Here is a 20946-nt window from a genome sequence, read left to right as displayed (position 1 = left end):
CGCCGGTCGGGTGCGTCCGGCGTGGACCTGTGTCCCGCCGCCGTGCCGCCGGACTAGGCTGGGCGGGTGATCGAGATCGAGGACGTGCCGCAGCTGAGGTCGCCGGTCCTGATCGCGGCGTTCGAGGGCTGGAACGACGCGGCGGACGCGGCTTCCTCCGTCGTCGACCACCTGGCCCGGGTCTGGGACGCGCGGGTCGTCGCGGCGATCGACCCGGAGGACTTCTACGACTTCCAGGTCAACCGCCCGCTGGTCGGCACCGGGGACGACGGGATGCGCCGGATCACCTGGCCCTCCACCCAGCTGTCGGTCTGCTCGCCCCCCGGTGCGCTGCGCGACGTGATCCTGCTGCGCGGCATCGAGCCGAACATGCGCTGGCGGCAGTTCTGCGCCGAGCTGCTGGCCGCCTCCGAGGAGCTCGGGGCCGAGCTGGTGGTGACGCTCGGCGCGCTGCTGGCCGACACCCCGCACACCCGTCCGATCCCCGTGTCCGGCACCGCCAGCGAGCCCGACATCGCCGACCGGCTCAAGCTCGAGCAGTCCAACTACGAGGGCCCCACCGGCATCGTCGGGGTGTTCCAGGACGCGGTGACCCAGGCCGACATCCCTGCGGTCTCGTTCTGGGCGGCCGTCCCGCACTACGTCGCCCAGCCGCCGTGCCCCAAGGCGACCCTGGCGCTGCTCGGCCAGCTCGAGGACCTGCTGGAGCTCAGCATCCCGCTGGCCGACCTCCCCGAGGAGGCCCGCGCCTGGGAGCGAGGCGTCGACGAGCTGTCCGAGGAGGACGAGGAGATCGGCGAATACGTCCGGGCCCTCGAGGAGACCCGGGACACCGCCGACCTGCCGGAGGCCAGCGGCGAGGCGATCGCCCGCGAGTTCGAGCGGTACCTCAAGCGCCGCGAGTCCGACGACGACTGACCGCCGTACCCCGGGTGCTCCGGCGTCGGGGTGCGCGCGGAGGCGGCGGTCCGGGCTCGGCTAGAGGACGACGCCGAGGCGGGCGTCCAGGAGGCTGCGGACCAGGTCGGCCCCGGACCCGTCCCCGGGCTCACCGGCGGCCCAGGCGTCCACGGCGGCCAGCGCCGCGGGCGCGTCCAGGTCGTCGCCCAGCGCCTGCCGTACGACGGGCACCAGCGACTCGGCCTGCGCACGGGACGCGCCGTCGACCGCCGCCCGCCAGGCCGCCAGCCGGTCCTGCGCGGCGGAGAGGTCGGCGTCGGTCCACTCCCAGTCGGAGCGGTAGTGGTGCGCGAGCAGCGCCAGCCGGATCGCCATCGGGTCGACGCCGGCCTCGCGGAGCCGGGAGACCAGCACCAGGTTGCCCTTGGACTTCGACATCTTCTCGCCCTGGTAGCCGACCATCCCGGCGTGCACGTAGGCCCGGGCGAAGGTCAGCCCCTCGAAGGCGGCCTGCGCCTCCGACGCGCTCATCTCGTGGTGCGGGAACACCAGGTCGCTGCCGCCGCCCTGGACGTCGAGCTCGGCGCCGAGGTGGTGCAGCGAGATCGCCGAGCACTCGATGTGCCAGCCGGGCCGGCCGCGCCCGAGCACCGTGTCCCAGGCCGGCTCGCCGGGCCGCTCGGCCTGCCACAGCAGGCAGTCCAGCGGGTCCTTCTTGCCGGGCCGGTCGGGGTCTCCCCCGCGCTGGCCGAACACGGCGCGCATCTCGTCCTCGGACAGGTTCGACACCGAGCCGAACCGCGGGTCGGAGCGCACCGAGAAGTACAGGTCGCCGTCGACGTCGTAGACGTGGCCGCGCTGCTGGAGCTGCTGGACCATCTCCACGACGAGCGGGATCGCCTCGACCGCGCCGACGTAGTGGTCGGGCGCCAGCACCCGCAGCGCCGTCATGTCCTCGCGGAACAGCTGGGTCTCGCGCTCGGCGAGCTCCACCCAGTCGACGCCGGTGGCGGTCGCCCGCTCCAGCAGCGGGTCGTCGACGTCGGTGACGTTCTGGACGTAGGCCACCTCGTGCCCCGCGTCGCGCCAGGCGCGGTTCAGCAGGTCGAAGGCGAGGTACGTCGCGGCGTGCCCGAGGTGCGTCGCGTCGTACGGCGTGATCCCGCAGACGTACATCCGCGCGGCGCCCGAGGGGTCGCTGACCTGCACGGTCCGGGAGGCGGTGTCGTGGACCCGCACCGGATCCGCCGTCCCGAGGTCGATCCGGGGCACGTCAGGACTCGTCCACGCTCGCATGCCGGAAGCCTAACGGCCGGGCCTCAGAAGGCCGGCCACGGGATGGAGGGCCCGCCCCCGGACGGCATCGGCATGGCGTTGCGGCGCAGCAGCGCCTCGCAGCGCAGCCGGGTCGTCAGCACCTCGTCCGCGTCGAGGAGGTCGCCGAGCAGCACCGCCAGCTCGCTGGTCGGGGTGGCCAGCCGGTCGAGGAGCGACCGCACGCCCGCCGCGTCCTCGGGGTCCAGGGGCTGGCGCGCCCAGCCCCACAGCACGGTCCGGAGCTTGTCCTCGACGTTGAAGGCGACGCCGTGGTCGACGCCGAACCGGTGCCCGTCGGGCATCGCCAGGACGTGCCCGCCCTTGCGGTCGGCGTTGTTCACCACGATGTCGAACACCGCCATCCGGCGCAGCGCCACGGAGTCCTCGTGGACCAGCGAGACCGGCCGGTCGTCGCCGTCGTAGGCGTCGAGCACGTGCAGGTAGCCCTCGGGTGCCGACCCGGTGGGCACCAGGTCGACCGGGTCCTGGCCGGCGTCCGGCTCCCGCCAGGCCTGCACCATGCCGAGGCCGGCGGGGGCGTCTCCGCGCAGCACGGTCGGGGGCACGACGTCCCAGCCCAGCGCCTCGGACACGACGTACGCCGCCACCTCACGCCGCGCGAGCGTGCCGTCGGGGAAGTCCCACAGCGGACGCTCGCCGGCCACCGGCTTGTAGACGCAGTCGATGCTCACCCCGTCCAGGGTCACCGTGCCGAAGAAGGTGGCGTTCGAGGCCGGCATGATCCGGCCCTGCAGCTCGATCTCGCCGCGGTTCAGCAGCTCGTGCTCGTCCGTCTCGCCGGCGGGTGAGCTCATGCGTCCGGTTCGACCGTGGTCCGGCGGAAGCCGTTGGCCCGCGGGCACAGGTGGCCGGACGGGTCGAGCGGCCCACCGCAGAACGGGCAGGGCTCGCGCCCGGCGCCGACGACGGCCTGCGCGCGCTTGCTGAACGCCCGCGCCAGCCCGGCGGGCAGCCGCACGACGAGCACCTCCTCGGGCTCGGGCTCCTCGATCTCCTCCTCGGGGGTGCCCGGCTCGACCACGGTGGCGTCGTTGAACGGGAACACCTCGACGACGATCCGCTCGTCGGCGGAGTCCCACGACAGCGTCATCGTGCCGGCCCGGAACTCCTCGACGATCGGCTGCTCGAGGGGACCGTTGTCCTCCAGCGCGACCGGCGGCATCGCGGGGATGGCGGCCTCCGCGTCGGTGGAGGAGATCAGCTCGTCGAGCAGCTCGTCGATGCGCTCGGCCAGCACCGAGACCTGCTGCTTCTCCAGGGCCACGCTGGTGACTCGCGCACCGGTGCGCGCCTGCAGGAAGAACGTGCGTTGGCCAGGAGGACCGACCGTGCCGGCGACGAAGCGCTCGGGCGGGTCGAAGCTGTGGATCACCGATGCCATGGTCCGAGCCTAGGGGGTGGTCCCAGCGCCACCGCCGACGGCCGCGTCGCTGCTGCGCCTGCGGCTGCTGCGGCCCTTCTTGGCCGGCGGCCTGAGGTGCGCGAGGTCCCCGGCGGAGGTGTTCATGCTCACCACGAAGGGGCGCAGCGGGGTGTAGCGCACCACCGACAGGGACGCCGGGTCGACCATGATCCGCTGGAAGGTGTCGAGGTGGTTGCCGAGCGCGTCGGCGAGGATCGCCTTGATCACGTCACCGTGGCTGACCGCGACCCACACCGCGTCGGGACCGTGCTCCGCCTCGATCCTGGCGTCCCACCGCCGGACCGCGGCGACCGCGCGGGCCGACATCTCGGCCATCGACTCGCCCTCGGGGAACTGGGCGGCCGACGGGTGCGCCTGCACGGTCTTCCACATCGGCTCCTTGGCGAGGGTCTTCAGCTCGCGGCCGGTCCAGGAGCCGTAGTCGCACTCGACCAGGCCGCGCTCGGTGGCGGTCGCGGGCGGCGTGGGCTGCTGCCGGACGATCGCCCGGGCGGTCTCCCGGCAGCGCTCCAGCGGGCTGGTGACCACCGCGGACAGGGTCAGCCCGGCCAGCCGCTCCCCCGCGGCCCGGGCCTGCTCGGTGCCGCGCTCGTCGAGGTGCACGCCCTTGCTCCGCCCGGCGAGCACGCCGGTCGCGTTGGCGGTGGTGCGGCCGTGTCGGGCGAGGATCAGGGTTGGCATGTAGCAGAGGCTAGGGCACGTACCCTGAGCGCCATGATCGTCGACAGCGCCCTCTACCGCGGCGGCGTAAGAGTCCCCGTGGACTGCACCAAGGAGGACCTCGCCGAGCTCCGTGACCGTGCCGGCGGTGCCGGCGACTTCGTGTGGGTCGGCATGCACGAGCCGGCGGAGCACGAGCTCAACCACGTCGCGGAGATCTTCTCCCTGCACCCGCTGGCCGTGGAGGACGCGCTCAAGGCGCACCAGCGGCCCAAGCTCGAGCGGTACGCCGAAGGGCTCTTCCTGGTCGTCAAGACCCTCTGGTACGTCGACGAGGACGACGCCGTCGAGACCGGGGAGATCAACCTGTTCGTCGGCCGCAACTACGTCGTCAGCGTCCGGCACGGCAAGGGCACCGAGCTGCACTCCGCGCGGCTGGACCTGGAGAAGCAGACCGCGGTGCTCGGGCACGGCCCCTCCGCCGTGGTCTACGCGATCTGCGACCGGGTCGTCGACGAGTACGAGTCGGTCGCGACCGCGCTGGAGGAGGACGTCGACGAGGTCGAGGCCTCGGTGTTCTCCCCGATCCGCACCCAGGACTCGCAGCGCATCTACATCCTCAAGCGCGAGCTCGCCGAGGTGCGGCGGGCGGTGCTCCCGCTCCGCGAGCCGATGAAGCGCTTCGCCACCGGCTCGGTGCCGTTCGTGACCCAGGAGGCCGCGCCGTTCTTCCGGGACGTGACCGACCACGTGATCCGGGTGACGGAGGCGATCGAGACGCTGGACACCCTGCTGTCGACCGCGTTCGACGCGCACCTGGCGCAGATCAGCGTCCAGCAGAACGAGGACATGCGGAAGATCTCGGCCTGGGTCGCGATCGCCGCGGTGGGCACCCTGGTCGCCGGTGTCTACGGCATGAACTTCTCCAACATGCCGGAGCTGCGCTGGCACTACGGGTACTTCTACGCCCTCGGCCTGATGCTGGTGTCCAGCGTGGTGCTCTACCGGTTCTTCAAGAAGTCCGGCTGGCTCTAGGAGCCGGTCCGGCTCAGGTCGCGGTCATCCAGCCGGCGCTGAGCGCGAAGAGCAGCAGCACGCCGAGCCCGACGCGGTAGGGCACGAACTTCCCGATCGAGTTGCCGGCGACGAACTTCAGCAGCCAGGCGATGCTCGCGTAGGCGACCACGAAGCTGACGACGGTCCCCACCAGGGTCGGGCCGAGACCCACCCCGTCGCTGCCGAGCGCGTCCCTGAGCTCGAACAGCCCGGCGGCCAGCAGGGCCGGGATCGACAGGAAGAACGACAGCCGGGTGGCGGTGACCCGGTCCAGGCCCCGGAGCAGGCCGGCCGAGATGGTCGCCCCGGAGCGTGAGACCCCCGGGACCAGGGCGATGCACTGCACCAGGCCGACGACGAGTGCGTCGATGAGGGTGAGGTCCCGCTCCTCCCGGGTCTGCCGCGCGCGGTGCTCCGCGAAGAGCATCACCGCGCTCCACAGGATGAGGGCGACGCCGACGACCCACAGCGACCGCAGGTCGTTCTTGATCACGTCCTTGAGCGCGAAGCCCACGATGCCGATCGGGATCGACCCGAGGATGACGTACCACCCCATCCGGTGGTCGAGCGTCCCGCGGAGCTCGGGCTTGTACAGCCCCTGGAACCAGCCGACGATGATCCGCCAGATGTCCCGGGCGAAGAAGACGATGACCGCGACGATGGCGCCCATCTGGATCACCGCGGTGAAGCCCGTCACCCCCGGGTCGCTCGTGGAGAGGCCGAGGAGCTTCTCGGCGATCGTGAGGTGACCGGTGCTGGACACCGGGAGGAACTCGGTCAGCCCCTCGACGATGCCGAGGATGATTGCTTGCCAGTAGTCCATCTGCTCTTCCTGGTGGTCCGGTTCCGGGCTGCCGCACACCCTACGGGGCTGAACGTGACCGCAGCATGAAGGCTCGGCGGACGTCGTACGGCGAGCCGGAGGGGCTGGGCAGGCCCCGCCTCGATAGCGTTGCGGCATGCAGCAGCGCTACCTGGGTCGCACCGGGCTGAAGGTCTCCCGCCTGGGACTCGGCACCCTCACCTGGGGACGCGACACCGACGAGCACGAGGCCCGCGACCAGATGGTCGCCTTCACCGAGGCCGGTGGCACCCTCGTGGACACCGCGGCCGGGTACGGCGAGGGCGCGTCCGAGGAGCTGATCGGCTCGCTGATCGGCGACGTCGTGCAGCGCGACGACCTGGTGCTCGCCACCAAGGCCGGGATCAGCCGGGGCCGGGGCAGCCGGGAGACCAACGCGTCGCGCGGCTACCTGATCAGCACCCTGGACGCGTCGCTGCGCCGTCTCGGGGTCGACCACGTCGATCTCTGGCAGGTGCACACCTGGGTGGAGGACACCCCGCTGGAGGAGACGCTGACGGCGCTCGACTACGCGGTGGCGACCGGTCGCGCGGCGTACGTCGGGGTGTCGAACTACGCCGGCTGGCAGTCCGCCCAGGCCGCGACCTGGCAGCGCGCGGTCCCCGGCCGGGCCACGCTGGCGTCGAACCAGGTGGAGTACTCCCTGGTGAACCGCCGCGCGGAGACCGAGGTGCTGCCGGCGGCCGAGGCGATGGGCCTCGGCGTGCTGCCGTGGTCCCCGCTGGGCCGCGGCGTGCTCACCGGGAAGTACCGCCACGGCACGCCGGCCGACTCGCGCGCCGCCTCGCCGCACTTCGCCAACTTCGTGGGCAGCTACCTCGGCGAGCGGCACTCCCGGATCGTCGAGGCAGTGGCGCGCGCAGCCGAAGGCCTGGACTGGTCGCCGCTCGAGGTGGCGCTGACCTGGGTCCGCGACCGGCCCGGCGTGGTGGCCCCGATCGTCGGCGCCCGGACGGCCGCCCAGCTGCGCGGCTCGCTGACCGTCGAGGAGCTCGAGCTGCCCGACCAGATCGTCGCCGCCCTCGACGACGTGTCCGGACCGGGCGAGGGCTGACGGGGGCCTTCACGGGACACCGTCGCCGGTGCATGTCAGGATTGACTGCATGCCAGGCACGAAGATCCACACCTCCGCGCAGCGTCGTGCGCTGAACCCCGGTGTGGAGTACGAGTTCGAGCGGCTGACCCTCTCGCGCGAGCTCTCGCGCAGCTCGGTGACCCGGATGCTGGTCGACCGCGCCGAGCACGGGGGCTGGGAGCTGGACCGGCTCCGGCTCTCCCCCGACGGCACCCGCCGGGTCGTGCTGCGCCGCAAGATCATCCGGCAGCGCTCGACCTACTACGTCTGAGCCACCCCGAAGGAGGGTCCGCCATGGACCGGGTCGCCACCACCGCCGACGCGTCCGGCGGGCTGCTCGTGGGGCACGACGGCTCCCCGGCGTCGTCGCAGGCCGTCCGCTGGGCGGCCCGGATCGCGGCCCGGCTGGGCTGCCCGCTGCTGGTGGTGCGCACCTGGTCACTGTCCTCGGCGCCCCGCCCGTCGACGTGGGCCGCGGGGTACGTCCCGCCGTTGACCGACTTCGAGGCGGCGGTCCGCGAGCGGCTGCGCGCCGACGTGGCGGCGCTCGGTCTCCCGGAGGGCGCGGGGGTGACCTGCCAGGTGCTGCACGGGGCCGCCGGCCGACGCCTCGTCGAGTCCTCGCGGGGCGCCGAGATGCTGGTCGTCGGGTCCCGCGGCACGGGCGGGTTCCTGGGCCTGGTGATGGGCTCCACCGCCGCCCAGGTGGTCGGTCACGCGGCCTGCCCCGTGGTCGTGGTGCCGGTCGACGTACAGCTCGACGGGCAGCCGACCGAGCCGGACTCCGGTCTGGCCAAGGGCTGACCCGCGCCCCGGCCGGTCAGGCCTGGTCGAGGAACCGGTCGAACACCCGCGCGCCGAACTCCAGCGCGTCGGTGGGCACCCGCTCGTCCACGCCGTGGAACAGCGCGGTGAAGTCCAGGTCGCCGGGCAGCCGCAGCGGCGCGAAGCCGAAGCAGCGGATGCCCAGCTTGTCCCAGTGCTTGGCGTCGGTGCCGCCGGACATCAGGTACGGCGCCACCAGCGCGTCGGGGTCCTCGGCCAGCAGCGAGCTGGTCATCACGTCGACCAGGTGGCCGTCGAAGGTGGTCTCCAGGCCCGACTGCCTGCTCACGTAGTCGATGGTGATCCGGTCCCCCACCAGCTCCGCCAGCGTGTCGAAGAACTCGTCCTCGTAGCCCGGGAGGAACCGGCCGTCCACGTGCGCGGTCGCCTCGCCGGGCACCACGTTCACCTTGTAGCCGGCGTTCAGCATCGTCGGGTTCGTGGTGTGCTTGATGACCGCGCCGAGCATCCGGGCGGCCGGACCGAACTCGTCGACGAGCTGCTCGGCGTTCTCCGGGGTGGCCTCGACCCCGGCCAGCTCGCCGATCGACGACAGCAGCACCTGCATGGACGGCGTGAGCCGGACCGGCCACTGGTGCGCCCCGATCCGGGCGACCGCCGCGCTCAGGGCGGTCACCGCGTTGTCCGGGTGCCGCATCGAGCCGTGCCCGGCGTGCCCCTTGGCGGTCAGCCGCATCCAGGCCATGCCCTTCTCGGCGGCCTCGATCAGGTAGACCCGGCGGCCGCGCACGGTGGCGCTGAACCCGCCGACCTCGCCGATGCCCTCGGTGCAGCCCTCCAGCAGGTCCGGGCGGTTCAGCACGATCTGCTCGGCGCCCTGGTGGCCGCCGGCCTCCTCGTCGGCGGTGAAGCAGAGCACCACCGGCCGCTGCGGCTCGACGCCCGCGCGGGCCCGGGCCCGGACGACCGACAGCAGCATCGCGTCGAAGTCCTTCATGTCCACGGCGCCGCGTCCCCACAGGTAGCCGTCCTGCACCTCGCCGGAGAACGGGTGGACCGTCCAGTCGTCCGCCTCGGCGGGTACGACGTCCAGGTGGCCGTGCAGCAGCAGCGGCGCACCGTCCCCCGACCCCCAGCGGGCGACCACGTTCGTGCGCCCGGCGACGCCCTCGTAGAGCTCGGAGTCGATCCCGACCTCGTCGAGCAGCGCGGCCACGTGCTCGGCGGCCTTGCGCTCCCCCGGGCCGGACCCGTCACCGTAGTTCGTGGTGTCCATCCGGATCAGGTCCCGGCAGATCTCGACCACCTCGGCCGCCGGGTCGTACGACTCGTGCTCTCGGTCCTCGGTTCGCGTCGTCATGCGCCCATCCTGACACCCCTCCCCGATGCGAGGATCCGGCCCCGCTTTTGCTACAGTTACGGCCGCAATCAGGGCCGGTTCTGGGTCCTGCATGCGCACCCTGTCCGGGTGGCGGAATAGGTAGACGCGCTAGCTTGAGGTGCTAGTGCCCTTTATCGGGCGTGGGGGTTCAAGTCCCCCCCTCGGACACGATGGATTGGGCGATTGCCCAGGCCCCTGCGGGCTTCGTTCGCAGAGTACGCCCCGGTAGCGGTCAGACGGCGGAACTAGCGTCTGCCGCGACCGGGGCGTCGTCGTTCCCGCCGCACCTGCAGACGGCCCCGGACCCACCGCCGCCGCGGCAACCGGCGGCGACGCCACCGGCCGGCGAGGTGCCCGCACCCGGCCCCGCAACCCTGCGTGCGCACCCGGGCACCCCAGCCCCCGCCCGCGCTCACCTTCCGAGCCGTCCCGAGCAGGCCGAGCACGCCGAGCCCGCCGACCGGGTTGGCCGAGCGGGCCGAACGGGCGAACCCGGAGCCCCGGGGGCGGTGTCGGTCGGCCTGGTCGCCACCCGGGGGGCCGTCGCCGGGCAGCTGGCGCTGGCCGACCGCATCTGCGTCATCGTGCACGTCGCCGTCGGGTGGCACCCGCCTCGTCGCCTGAGCGTGGGGGTCCGTGCCGCCGGGCCAGGCCGTCACCAGGGACACCCAGCGCTCCCAGGGCTCCCGGGGCTCCGGCGGCTCCCACCCCTTCCCGGGCTGCCACGGCTGTCACGGCTCCCGGGACTTTCCGGACTCCCGGGCTACACCGGTGGCGGGTCGGCCACCCCGGCGGACCAGGCGGACTCCTGATGGCCCGAGCAGCGAACGAAGCGAGGGGGCCCGAGTCGGCCGACACCAGGGCCACCCCTCCCCGACCATCGCCGGCCAGCCGTCAGGCACGGGGACGGCTGGTCGCCACCGGTGCGCCCGGGCTCAGCGTGCCCGACCTGATCAAGATGGCGTTCGAGGACGGCCGCGTCGTCGGGTCGCTGTCCGTGCAGACCGACGCCGACAACGGGGACGGCCCCGAGCGCGGCCCGGACCGGTCCGGTGCCGCGGCGAGCGCCAACACCCGGAGCAGAGCCCGGTCCAAGCGGTCCCCCGGGTCGAAATGATCGGGACCCACGGTGATCCGGACCAAGACCGGTGGCGGGGCGAGCAACAGCGCCCGCACCTGGGCCCGCCCGAGCACACGACCCAAGCCGGCCCCGGCCACCAGCCGCAGCTCGACCGCCCGGCTCTCGCGCACGGCTCGCACCAGGCTGCCACCGGGCGCGGGGCGGGCCGCGCCCGGTGGCCCCCCGTAGTACTGCCCCCGCGCTCCCGGAACACACCAGCAGCGCGGCGGCAGATCCGAGCGCCGGCCCGCGACGACCAACCAAACCGTCATGCTCGGCATCCTGTACTACGCTCACCGCGTAGTAAAGGACCTTCCTGATGAGCACCGATCCGCACCGCCCGCTGCCTTCGAGCGCGGTCGCCCCCGGCACCGGACCACCTCTGTACGGGGCGATCCTCCTAGACCCGTGCCCCAGCGACCTGCGCCGACCGCTCGAGCACGGCGGAGTGATCCTGCTGGAAGGCGCGAACAGCGTGCTGTCCGGCCCCGCTGGGGCGAAGGCGGCCGCGGAGAACTGCCACAACACGGCGCTTTGGCTCGCCCAGCGGGTGGTGGACGTCCGCCACCTGCTGCCCTCCGAGGAGGCACTCGCCGAGGACCTGCGGCTCCGCGGCGTCGAGATCGACGGCGGGCTCGACGTCGCCACCGACAAACCACTCAAAGCCCGCGTGCTGCTCCTCCGGTTGGCCCCGAACCTGCTGATCCACCTGTCCACCGGCAGCCGGGTCAAGCTCGGCGACCTCCGCAAGTCCAATCCGGTCTCCGACGACCTCGCCGAGACCATCTACAGCCAGGACGTGACGTTGACCGCGTTGCACGAAGGAACCCGCGGCCTCCGCAGAGCGGCCGCGGCCGGCGTGTTCATCAACAACCTGGAGGCACTGCGCGAACGCAAAGGCATCTTGTCCTGGATGTACTTCGGCGACAACGACCCGCCGATCCCGTTCGGGGATGAGCTGGAGGAGAAGCTCTGGCAGACCGGCAAGGCCGGCATGAAGGAGGCCAAGTTCTTCTCCCACCGCATCGACACGCCGCGGATCTCCCAGGTCGGCAATCGATTCGTGGACGGCCGGGTCCGGTTCGGCGGTAACCGCACTCCCCCGCCGGGCACCGAGACCGCCTACCTGCGGTCACTCTCGGACCGCGGACGACCCGCCCCCGGCCAGGCACCCTTTCCAGCAGACCCCGACACCACGGCGCCCCGATGGGCCCGCGCGCGGCCCGAACAGTTCCTGTACCTCGACGAACCCCCCCGACGAACCCCCCGACGAGCCCCCCCGACGAGCCCCCCGACGAGACCGCCCCCGGGAGCGCCCCCGGGAGCGCAGCCCAGCTGGTGGGCTACCGGCCGTATCCGCACGAGGTCACCGCCGGGCGCGTGGTGGACGCCGTCCTGCGCGGCGAGACGCTGGTCAACCAGGTGGCGAACGTCCAGTGGTTCCTGAGCATGTACGGCCGACCCGGCTGGGACTACGAGCACTGCGCCGACGAGCTGATCGCCCGCGGGTACCGCTCCCCGGGCCTCCACCGTCTGGGCCGGGAACCCGCCCAGGGGTACCAGCGCTACGCCGAGTCCGGCCGCAGCAACGCCCGGGGCATCTGCGCGTCGATCCTGGACCATCTCGACGCCTACTACACCGGCAAGATCGTGCTCGCCGGTCTCGCGATCGACGGCACCGACCATGTCATCGAGGGGTTCTACCCCCGCAGCGGCACCTGGCTGACCCGCGAGGACTACGAGCGGATCACCCGACGACGGGAACGCGGACGCACCAGGCCCCGGAACACCGCGGGCTGCGGATTCTCGTCCTGGCCCGTCAGCACGCACCGCGGACCGGGCCGGCTCGCGGCGCACGGGGTGCCGGGGGTGCAGGGCCAGGTGCGCTACTACGTCTTCCAGCCGCACGGCTGGGAGCGGCTGGGCATCTACGGGGACCCGATCCCGCCCCTGGACCACTACGACCTGGCCCTGTCCATCGTGGAGGGCTTCATCGCCCACCGCGACACGTTGCGGCCCCTGCTCGCCGCGCACGAGTCCACGGTGCAAGCCGACCAGGCCGAGATCGCGGCCCTGGGACGCCGGATCCGGCAGACCGAGGGGGGAAGAGGCCCGCTACAAGGCGAAGCTCCGGTACCTCGACGGGGAGGGGCTCCGTGCCGTCAACGCCGACTACAAGCAGATCGTCGCCCAGCGCAAGCATCTGGTCAGCGAGTTGGAGGTGCGGGAGGCCTCGCTGCGGGCGGCGCGGGGGCCGATCCTGCGCGGCATCCCGCTCGGACGGCTCCTGGAGTTCCTGGCGGCGCTCCGCGACCCGACCAACGTGACGTTCCGCGAGCTGCTGCTCTCCGGCGCGGGCCCGCTCACCATCGAGGTCGCCTGGGATCGGTCCGCCATGGACCACCTCCCCCGCAGCGGCACCCTGCGGTGGTCCGGCACGCTGTCGTTCCATGAGGAGGCCCGGACCTGGATCGTGCCCTTCTCGGGCACCAAGACGCTCGCGCCCCGGCACACCAAGGTGGACCGGACCGCCGAGAAGCTGACGGACTGGGTCAGCCGGATGCGGACCCACGGTGCTTCCTTCCGGACGCTGGCGGGATCCGGGTTCCGGACCTGGCTGCCTGCGCTGCGGGTCGCCCTCGGCCTCGAGCCGGACGCTCCCGTCCCGCTCGTCAACGTCCGGGACCCCCGGCTGCTGAGGCTCGAGCTCCAGATCGTCGCCCCGCAACTGGCCCGCCGCCGCGGCGCCGGGGTCACCAGGTCACCGGCCTACCCGATGCTGCCGCTCCTAGCCGGCCCACCCCTCACCCTGGGTCAGCTTCCCGCCCTGTCCCGGCGCACCGGCGAGCCTATCCAGCTGCTCCGCCGGCTGCATGCCCTCTACGTCGTGGGACCGGTCTCCACCCGCCCGGCCTGGCTGCATCCCGCGTCCCCTCGAGCCGCCGGATGCTACCCGGCCGCCGGACGCACCGGGTTTCTCGGGTTTGACCGGCTCCCGGTGCCGGAGGAACACCGCGACGACTTCCGCCGATGGCTGAAACGGTCCCGGTTTGCGCAGGACTGGCAGCTCACCCCGGACGGCCTGCGGCTGCGGACCTGCGAGTTCTGCGGTCACCACCGGCTCTCGCCCTCCCGGCTGCGAGAGGTCTCCGGGGCGATCTGCAGCCGCTGCCGCCGCGACCGGGCCGGGGTCCCCTGGCCCGCAGTGCCCTACGACGCGTACCGAGACCGGCCCTGATCCCGACTCCCTTGCTTCCGACCTGGACCCCGGACCCTGGGCGAGACCTCGACGGTCCGGGTGACGGCACGGTCATGGACGCGGGTCGGGGCAGCGCCTGTCGGCGGGGGTCGCTACGGTCGGTGCCCATGACGACACCGGCACCCGACCCTGCCTCCACCGCCGTGGGTGCGGGACTGGACGCCTCGCTCCTGCTGGCCCTGGGCATGCACGCCCAGCCCGGTGTCTACGCGGTCCTGCTCGGGTCCGGGGTGTCGACCGGGGCGCACCTGCCTACTGCCCGGCAGATCGTGGAGGATCTGGTGGGGAGGCTTGCCACGCTGGAGGACCCGGACGACGCGGATGCGGTCACGGCCGCGGTCGCCGACCCGGAGGCATGGTGGTCCCGGCACGGTGAGGGCGAGCTGACCTACGCCACCTTGCTTGAACGGGTCGCGCCCACCCAGGCGGCCCGACAGGGGCTGCTCAAGGCCTACTTCGAGCCGACCGCCGAGGATGTGCAGGAGGGCAGGAAGACACCCAGCGCCGCGCACCGGGCGTTGGCCCGGCTGGTTGCCCGCGGCACGGTCCGGGTGATCATCACCACCAACTTCGACCGGCTCACCGAACGAGCACTCGAAGAGGCCGGGATCGCGCCGCAGGTCATCGCCCACCCGGATGCCGTGGCGGGAGCCGCCCCCTTCGCGCACGCGACGGTGACGGTGGTCAAGCTGCACGGCGACTATCTGGATCTCGGCAGCCGGAACACACCGACGGAGCTCGACGTCTACCCGGAGCCGTGGAACCGCCTGCTCGACCAGGTGTTCAGCGAGTACGGCCTGCTCGTCTCCGGCTGGTCCGCGGCCACGGACACGGCCCTGGTCCGGGCCATCGAGCGCGGCACCTCCCGCCGGTACCCGCTGTACTGGGACAGCCGCAGCTGCCGGGTCGAGGGCGCCCGGCGACTCCTGGCCGGCCTGCGGGGCGTGCTCGTGCCGGCAGACTCGGCCGACACCCTGTTCACCCGGCTGGCCGACCACGTGGAGGATCTCGACACCCTGGCCGAGCCACCGCTGTCCACGGACATGGCGGTGACCCGGTTGAAGCGGCACCTGCTGGACCCGTCCCGGCGCATCGACGTGCACGACCTCGTCTTCGACGCGCTGACCCCGGTCCGGCGGGCGGTCGCCCGGAACAGCGTCTACGTCCCGGCCTCCGACGCCGCCCACCTGCAGCACCTCTACGACGACTACCGGGCGGCCACCACCCCGCTGCTGCGGCTCGCCCTCACCGGCATCCGGCACGACCGGGAGGGCTTTCACGACGACCTCTGGGTCGAGGTCCTGCAGACCTTGGTCAACCTGCGATCCGACCCGCCCGGCACCTGGAACCAGTCCATCGACGCCGCCCAGCACACCCCGGCGCTGCTCTTCCTCGCCGCCGCCGGCATCGCGACCACGGTGACCGGACGCGACCGACTGCTGATCCGGCTGAGCACCGAGACACGGGTCCGACGCCCCCACCACCAAGGCGACCCGCTCCCGGCGACCCACGGGCTGCACTACGACCGCGTCTGGGACAAGGAGGTCGTCAACGCGCTCCCCCGCTGGGCGAAGCAGCCGTCCCGGTTCCCGGTCAGCCGGCTGCTGGAGATCGACCTGCGCGACCTGTTCGACCCGTGGCTGCCCGACCCGGTGGACTTCCGGGCGGCCTTCCACGGTTTCGAGTACCGGTGGGGCCTGCTGCAACACGTGCTCCGCGACCACCCGGCGGCCGGCTACCCGATCCCGGGCACCTACGCGGGCGAGCTCGCCTGGCGCCGGGTCGAGAACGACCTCGTGCCGGACGCCGAGGTCCGGTTCCTCGGCGAGCTCCAGCGCGCGCACGACCCGGCCGCCTGGCTGGACCTGCTCTCCGTGGACACGGACCTCGACGCCACCCTGGACAGCTACCGCGAGGAGCTCGCGGGATACCGCCGCCACTTCTGAAGGTCCGGGCGGCTCAGAACAGACGGACACTGCCGGTGCGTTCGGTGCTAGACCCGCACGGTGGAGAAGTATGAGGAAGTCGCGGGGTCGAACTCGTACACCACCGTCGCCGGCAACATGTTCCAGAAGTGCCCCAGGAAGAGCGCGGCCTGGGCGGGGGCCGCTATGAACAGGTGCACCTCGATGGCGCCGGACGCCGTCACTGCCTGCCGTATCGCGGCTCGGGCGGCACGAGCCCAGTCCACGAGCCAGTTCGCGGTGCCGACGGAGTAGTGCCCAACCTCCGTTCCCGCGGGCGGGTCCAGCTCGAGGATCGGGATGTCCTGCCAGCCTGCGGCCCGCAGGAAGTACCGCGCATCGTCACCGACGGGGTGGGTCAGCGAGACAGCAACTGCGAGCCGCGAGCCCGACGACAGCGAACCGGCGTTCGATTGCGGGACGACGTGCTCGCGGTCAGAAGCCGGCGGGGAGATCGTGCTCCACGCCACCCCGGAGCGCTCAGTCTCGAGGACCCAACCCCGGGTCGCCGCCAGCTCGGCCCCCAACAGGAACCAGACAGGTAAGCGCATCTTCCCGACCACGCGCACCGTGCGGGGACCGAGCGACTCGAGCATCTCGACCGCCGCACGAACGCGGACGCGTACCTCTTCCCAGGCGGCATCGTCCACCAGGCGATGCCGTCGTTGCGGATCGTCACCGACGTAGAGGTCCAACAGGTCGATCTCGACGGTCGCCGGCGCCGGCCCCCGTTCCCGGTCGATTCCGTGCACGACCAGGTGCAGGACGGCGTCGGTCGCCTGAAGGCGGCTCTCGTGAATCTGGGCTCTAATCTCGTCGCGGGACTGCTCGCCCGACCCGAGCTTCACCCAGTTCCTGACCAGGGCGCGGCCCATCGTGAGCGCCTCGCGGTCGTGTCTAAGCCCGTTGAGCTGCATCCGCAGGGCGCTCTTCTCGTCCCAGTCGTTCTCGTTGCCGGCGTACCGGAAGCGAACGGCGGACAAGAACGCGACCAGCTCGAACGCGCTGATGTTGAGGTGCTCCTGCCACAGCAGCCGCGCCTTTCCCAGCCGACTGGCGCCGCTGGCATCGAGGATTCTCTGCACATCGACCTGGTGAGTCAGGAGATCCCTGTGCTCGCCGAGGATCTGGTGCGCTGGGTCGAACCCGCGGGTGCTCAGCAGTTCGAGGTCGAAGGGCTCCCCCGAGTCGCGCCACGCCTTCCAGGTGTCAAAGAAGTGCTGCAGCGGGCTGCGCGCCCTCTCGGACGACGACGAAGTGGCGAGCAGCCACTTGTCGTCGATCAACGTGCCGCCGAAGTTCGAGTTCTTGACCTGCAACAGCCGATGCGCCGTGCTGACCCTCCTCACCACCACGTCGTCAAAGGACCCCCCGTCGCGGTCTTCGATGCTGACGGAGGTGATCTCCGGGTCCTGGTAGGCGCAGACCGCCCAGTACCAGCCCACAGCATGCTGGAGGTCGTCGCCGCGCAACGCGGCCGCCCGTGCCGGAAGTGCCATGTCACGCGTCCCCGGCTGCGAGGACAGGTCGATCATCCGTGGTCACGGGGACCAGCATGCCGTCTTGGGCGGCCCTGGTGTCGCAGGTGCCGTCGGGCAGGGACACGATCAAGGCGAGTGGAGAGCGGTACTGCCGTGAGGTGCGCTGCAGCGACGCGAGATCTCGGTCGCTGGCAGCGCAGACCTGTGGGTGGCAGTGCCAGTCCCCGACGTAGCCGAGCAATGGATGCTCGAATATCGCGAGAGCATCCGCCAACGCACGACGGGACTGCCGCGGCCGCCGCGTCCACGACGTGCCGGTCGAGCGAGGGTCGCGGACCACGATTGCGTGCCGCACGATGATCGTGCCGGGGGCCCACCAACCGAGAAGCAGACCACCGATCTCGGTGTCATTCGCGGCCCGATCCTGGTCGCGCATCTCGCTCAGGGCCGGACCCGTGATCGCGACGCGCAAGGGGCCGCCGGCCGCTCCGCGGTCAGCCATGACTGGTCCTCACCGAGGTGCACCCGTCACCGGAGGGTCCTGTGCGGCTGGCGGCGAGGTGAGCATCGTCAGGCGGTCGTAGGGCGCATCGGGTTGCGGTTGCAGCACCCGCAGAAGCGAGGCCGGCGTCGCCGAAACGCCGGAGAGCCCGGCCAGCAGGAGCTCCACCCCCAGAGTGGCGGCGGCGACGACCGCGGAGGGTGGCGTGTTCGACACGGCGTCGCCGCATCCATGTTCACGCCCGGGAGCCGGAAGATCGGTGCGGAGAGGTACCGAGGGAAGGTAGTCGCCGACGGGCGCGGGGAAACGATCAGCGCGGGCGATCCCACCTTCCCTTTGTACGGCGGCGGACACGACGGTGGTCTGGGTCGACTCTGCCGCCCAGCGGAGCAGCGCGGTGGTCCATTCGTCGCCGGTCGCATCGACCACTGCGTCGACCTCGTCCATCAGCAGGAGCGCGGAACCGGGGCTGCCGATGGCGTCCACCCGGGCGTCGACGTCATCGACGACCAGGCCGACCTCCCCCAGTCGTTGGCGGGTTGCGTGGACCTTGTGCAGACCCACGTGGCGGTCGTCCGCGAGGTGCCGGATCACGTTGCCCGGTCGCAGCCGGTCGGGGTCGAGAAGGATCTGCCGGGTCACGCCGTTGCGGAAGAGCAGGTCCACCATGGCGGACCCCACCGCACCGCATCCGACGATGGCGACTCGAAATGACGCGAGTTCAGGCGCGCCCACGCCGGATCGAAGTCTTCGCGCGGCCACGCTGGTGTCGGCCGTCGGCGAACTTCGCACCCGTGGGCTTGCCTGCCGGGCTCCTGGGGCGTTCCCCGCTGCCTCGAGCACGAGGGCCAGAGTTCCCGGGGTACCTGATCGCGTGTAGCGCAGCAGCAGGTGCCGCAGACCGTGTTCATGCACCAGACGGAGGAGCGCGATGGTGTCCACTGGATCGAGAAGGGCGGCCACGTCGGTCCACCCGACGATCGGCTGCGCGAGCTCACCCACATTCGCGACCCACCCCAGGCTCCCGCTCCTCGGTCGCCGGCGCCCCTTGCGGGTCTTCGGGGGGGACCGGGCGCTGCTCCGGGCTGACGCGCACCACTCCGCGGCCGGTGGGCAGCACCTGTACGCAGCCAGTGACGTCGCCGAGCTCCACGAGATCGCAGAGCACCAGGACCGGGTCTTGGGTGCCGGGGATGTAACGCTCCAGATCGCAGTCGTTGTCGTCTGGCCATCCGGCCGCCGTCTTCTCCAGCCAGCCTTGAACCCGTGCCACGACCGCGCGGGCAGTGCTCCAATCCGCGGGCGTCGAGTCGGCGCGGTCCCACAGGCACAGCGCCCCGCCGGGCTCGATGTGCCAGGTGAGAGGGACATCCGCCCCAACGTCGTGTACGCGGAGGACCGGTGGAGCGAACGGGAAACGTTCATCGAGCTCGATGTCGACGGTGGCGACCGCTGGCTCTCCGTCCCGGACGCTCCAGTTCACGGGGCCACGCAGCAGCACGCCGTCATCGGCGAAACCCAGTCCAGCCAGACCCTGCCGCAGGCCAGCGCGGAGCAGGGCGATGTCTCCCGGCAACTGAAAGGTCACGATCAGGCGTAGCGGCCGGTCCCCGCGGGCGAGACCAACGCCCCCGGCAGCGCATCCGACTTCTTGGTCGACCCGTCCGGGTTGCAGTACTCCGGGAGGGGAAAGACCTCCTCGTCCTCGGTCGTCAGGCCGAGCAGCTCCTGCCACTTGAGCGCAGAGGCGCAGTCGTCCTCATCGCGCAACGCCTCGGCGGCCAGGTCGCGGGCCTCCGTGAGCCGGGCCGTCGCGTGCTCCAGATCGGCGGCGTCGGCGCGCGTGCTGATGATCTTGTCCGGCAAGGTGGGGTCGGCCAGGCCGTTCTCCGCCACCTGGACGAGTGTCTCGACGATCTGCTCGAGAGCGAACACCAGGTATGCGGCCTGGCTGGTCTCCTTCGGGGCGCCGTCGACAAACGCCCAATAGGTCATCACCTCGAAGAAGAAGCCGCCGGGATGTGCGTCGCGCAGGTAGTTGCGGCGCACCTGACGCACGAGCTTCCACGGTCGGGACGTAAATTCCCTTGTCGTTCAGCAGGAACTCGGCGTTGGCCGCGGTGGTCAGCTCGTTGAACTGAAGCGGGTTCGTGGCCAGCCAGCCGGCCCTCTTGTCCTGGGCTTCCTTCTTCGGAATCTCCCAGTGGTTGCCCGACGGACGGGCCGGGACAACGTCGACGGTGAGCTCTTCGTCGGGGAAGTCGATCTTGAACGATCGGGCCTGGGGTTCGATGCGGCCGGCGAAATCCACCTCGAGCGCCTTCTCGAAGAGGTCGAGCGCCGCACCGGGCGCCAGGTCCGAGTCGGCATCTTTCAACCTGCCGAAGACGTCGACGTCCTTCACCCGGCGGATCGAGACGTGCCGCTTGTAGGAGCCAATCAGCACAGGGTCGATCCCCAAGTCGGTCAGGTCCGTGGACTTCAGCAGGGTCGCACGCACCTCCTCGTGAGCGGACTTCGCGTTCCTGGCGTCGTCACCCGGCTCGATGTTGCTCAGCGCCTCCGTGAAGTAGCTGGCCAGCTGCGTCACCGCGGGTCCCCCTCAGTCAGGTGTGCGCGCTCGCGTGCGCATGATCGAACGTCTGTACGAAGCGTATCGGAGAGCGCCGACAGAACATGCGCTCAAGGCGACTCGCGAGTTCCGTCCCAGCGGTCTCCGCACCCGCGAGTTCGACTACCTGGGCAATGCCGGCGCCGAGGAGAGCGGACGGCCCACGTCCCAGTCACGAGGCAGCGCAGGTCAATCGCCAGCCGGCGAACCGGACCCGCGACCCGCACGGGCCGCTGGAGGAGCACAGCAGCGCTGGCTCGATCCCTGCCGACCCGTGGCGACATCAGGGGTCCGCGAGGGCCCGGTCCGGGGCTGCTTCGCCGAGCCCGTGGCTGCGCCGCTGCCGGTCCAGTAGACCGATGGACGCTAGTGCGAGCTCGGCGGGCGAGCACCGCCGCCGCGTTCGCCGCCCACCCGGCGTACCAGAAGACGCCGCTGGCTGGTTCGCCGAACAGGTATGCGCCTGGTTCCCGGGGCGCGCTGGTGCGGGCGAGCTTGAACGGGACCCAGTCAAACCAGTCCGCCAGG

The 20946-nt window shown here is 71.8% G+C and carries 21 protein-coding genes, 1 tRNA gene and 1 pseudogene; 11 read left to right on the top strand and 12 right to left on the bottom strand.

Annotated elements, in window-relative coordinates:
* The first annotated feature begins 66 nt into the window (after positions 1-66).
* Positions 67-918, top strand: a complete 852-nt coding sequence (locus KRR39_RS08470; protein WP_216941603.1) for a PAC2 family protein — start codon at positions 67-69, stop codon at positions 916-918.
* Positions 919-978: 60 nt separating this feature from the next.
* On the opposite strand, the gene mshC is transcribed toward KRR39_RS08470, so the two are convergent.
* The 4 genes from mshC to KRR39_RS08450 are packed head-to-tail and all read right to left on the bottom strand — an operon-like array spanning position 979 to position 4342.
* Positions 979-2196 carry a cysteine--1-D-myo-inosityl 2-amino-2-deoxy-alpha-D-glucopyranoside ligase gene (mshC, locus tag KRR39_RS08465; protein WP_216941602.1) on the bottom strand — a complete coding sequence of 406 codons (1218 nt, stop codon included), beginning with the start codon at positions 2194-2196 and terminating at the stop codon, positions 979-981.
* 23 nt (positions 2197-2219) lie between these two features.
* Positions 2220-3032, bottom strand: a complete 813-nt coding sequence (locus KRR39_RS08460; RefSeq protein ID WP_216941601.1) for an SCO1664 family protein — start codon at positions 3030-3032, stop codon at positions 2220-2222.
* Positions 3029-3619 (bottom strand): DUF3090 domain-containing protein, encoded by a 591-nt coding sequence (locus tag KRR39_RS08455; protein ID WP_216941600.1) that lies wholly within the window; start codon positions 3617-3619, stop codon positions 3029-3031. The genes KRR39_RS08460 and KRR39_RS08455 overlap by 4 nt, the downstream gene beginning before the upstream one ends.
* A 9-nt stretch (positions 3620-3628) precedes the next feature.
* The gene (locus tag KRR39_RS08450; protein ID WP_216941599.1) at positions 3629-4342 is read right to left on the bottom strand and encodes a histidine phosphatase family protein; all 714 of its coding nucleotides are present in this window, start codon (positions 4340-4342) and stop codon (positions 3629-3631) included.
* 33 nt (positions 4343-4375) lie between these two features.
* Here KRR39_RS08450 and corA point away from each other — a divergent pair, with 33 nt between their 5' ends.
* Positions 4376-5356 carry a magnesium/cobalt transporter CorA gene (gene corA / locus KRR39_RS08445; RefSeq protein ID WP_216941598.1) on the top strand — a complete coding sequence of 327 codons (981 nt, stop codon included), beginning with the start codon at positions 4376-4378 and terminating at the stop codon, positions 5354-5356.
* Positions 5357-5369: 13 nt separating this feature from the next.
* On the opposite strand, the gene KRR39_RS08440 is transcribed toward corA, so the two are convergent.
* Positions 5370-6200, bottom strand: a complete 831-nt coding sequence (locus KRR39_RS08440) for an undecaprenyl-diphosphate phosphatase (RefSeq protein ID WP_216941597.1) — start codon at positions 6198-6200, stop codon at positions 5370-5372.
* A 136-nt stretch (positions 6201-6336) separates the two neighbouring features.
* Here KRR39_RS08440 and KRR39_RS08435 point away from each other — a divergent pair, with 136 nt between their 5' ends.
* From KRR39_RS08435 to KRR39_RS08425, 3 genes are read left to right on the top strand one after another with little or no spacing between them, the layout of a single operon-like run.
* A complete protein-coding gene (locus KRR39_RS08435; RefSeq protein WP_216941596.1) occupies positions 6337-7293 on the top strand; it encodes an aldo/keto reductase in 957 nt (318 codons plus the stop codon).
* Between the two features lie 49 nt (positions 7294-7342).
* Positions 7343-7585 carry a DUF5703 family protein gene (locus KRR39_RS08430; protein WP_216941595.1) on the top strand — a complete coding sequence of 81 codons (243 nt, stop codon included), beginning with the start codon at positions 7343-7345 and terminating at the stop codon, positions 7583-7585.
* Between the two features lie 23 nt (positions 7586-7608).
* The gene (locus KRR39_RS08425) at positions 7609-8118 is read left to right on the top strand and encodes a universal stress protein (RefSeq protein WP_216941594.1); all 510 of its coding nucleotides are present in this window, start codon (positions 7609-7611) and stop codon (positions 8116-8118) included.
* Positions 8119-8134: 16 nt separating this feature from the next.
* Here KRR39_RS08425 and KRR39_RS08420 read toward each other — a convergent pair whose 3' ends face one another.
* Entirely contained in the window at positions 8135-9460 is a 1326-nt protein-coding gene (locus KRR39_RS08420) for a M20/M25/M40 family metallo-hydrolase (protein WP_216941593.1), read from the bottom strand.
* A gap of 102 nt (positions 9461-9562) precedes the next feature.
* Between KRR39_RS08420 and KRR39_RS08415 the strand changes: the two genes are divergently transcribed.
* From KRR39_RS08415 to KRR39_RS08390, 6 genes are all read left to right on the top strand, one after another.
* A tRNA-Leu gene (locus KRR39_RS08415) sits at positions 9563-9649 on the top strand.
* Positions 9650-10421: 772 nt separating this feature from the next.
* The gene (locus KRR39_RS08410; RefSeq protein ID WP_216941592.1) at positions 10422-10598 is read left to right on the top strand and encodes a hypothetical protein; all 177 of its coding nucleotides are present in this window, start codon (positions 10422-10424) and stop codon (positions 10596-10598) included.
* A 322-nt stretch (positions 10599-10920) separates the two neighbouring features.
* Positions 10921-12048: a hypothetical protein gene (locus KRR39_RS08405; RefSeq protein ID WP_216941591.1), complete on the top strand. Its 1128-nt coding sequence runs from the start codon at positions 10921-10923 to the stop codon at positions 12046-12048.
* The gene (locus tag KRR39_RS08400) at positions 11982-13055 is read left to right on the top strand and encodes a hypothetical protein (RefSeq protein ID WP_216941590.1); all 1074 of its coding nucleotides are present in this window, start codon (positions 11982-11984) and stop codon (positions 13053-13055) included. The genes KRR39_RS08405 and KRR39_RS08400 overlap by 67 nt, the downstream gene beginning before the upstream one ends.
* Positions 12997-13839, top strand: coding sequence for a hypothetical protein (locus KRR39_RS08395; protein WP_216941589.1), 843 nt, complete (start codon positions 12997-12999; stop codon positions 13837-13839). The genes KRR39_RS08400 and KRR39_RS08395 overlap by 59 nt, the downstream gene beginning before the upstream one ends.
* A 128-nt stretch (positions 13840-13967) precedes the next feature.
* On the top strand, positions 13968-15806 hold the full coding sequence (locus KRR39_RS08390; protein WP_216941588.1) for an SIR2 family protein: 1839 nt from the start codon (positions 13968-13970) through the stop codon (positions 15804-15806).
* A 47-nt stretch (positions 15807-15853) separates the two neighbouring features.
* On the opposite strand, the gene KRR39_RS08385 is transcribed toward KRR39_RS08390, so the two are convergent.
* From KRR39_RS08385 to KRR39_RS26005, 6 genes and pseudogenes are all read right to left on the bottom strand, one after another.
* Positions 15854-17359 carry an SAVED domain-containing protein gene (locus tag KRR39_RS08385; protein ID WP_216941587.1) on the bottom strand — a complete coding sequence of 502 codons (1506 nt, stop codon included), beginning with the start codon at positions 17357-17359 and terminating at the stop codon, positions 15854-15856.
* Positions 17325-17807, bottom strand: a complete 483-nt coding sequence (locus KRR39_RS08380) for a Mov34/MPN/PAD-1 family protein (protein ID WP_216941586.1) — start codon at positions 17805-17807, stop codon at positions 17325-17327. The genes KRR39_RS08385 and KRR39_RS08380 overlap by 35 nt, the downstream gene beginning before the upstream one ends.
* A gap of 9 nt (positions 17808-17816) precedes the next feature.
* The gene (locus tag KRR39_RS08375) at positions 17817-18809 is read right to left on the bottom strand and encodes a ThiF family adenylyltransferase (protein ID WP_216941585.1); all 993 of its coding nucleotides are present in this window, start codon (positions 18807-18809) and stop codon (positions 17817-17819) included.
* The gene (locus tag KRR39_RS08370; RefSeq protein WP_216941584.1) at positions 18802-19395 is read right to left on the bottom strand and encodes a ubiquitin-conjugating enzyme family protein; all 594 of its coding nucleotides are present in this window, start codon (positions 19393-19395) and stop codon (positions 18802-18804) included. The genes KRR39_RS08375 and KRR39_RS08370 overlap by 8 nt, the downstream gene beginning before the upstream one ends.
* A gap of 2 nt (positions 19396-19397) precedes the next feature.
* Entirely contained in the window at positions 19398-19856 is a 459-nt protein-coding gene (locus KRR39_RS24580) for a hypothetical protein (RefSeq protein ID WP_254185608.1), read from the bottom strand.
* Positions 19857-19929: 73 nt separating this feature from the next.
* Positions 19930-20397: pseudogene (locus tag KRR39_RS26005) on the bottom strand (SMODS domain-containing nucleotidyltransferase); the annotation flags it as partial.
* Positions 20398-20946: the final 549 nt, after the last annotated feature.

This window comes from Nocardioides panacis, from assembly GCF_019039255.1.
GTDB lineage: Bacteria > Actinomycetota > Actinomycetes > Propionibacteriales > Nocardioidaceae > Nocardioides_B > Nocardioides_B panacis.
This window is presented reverse-complemented; position numbering and strand designations above follow the sequence as displayed.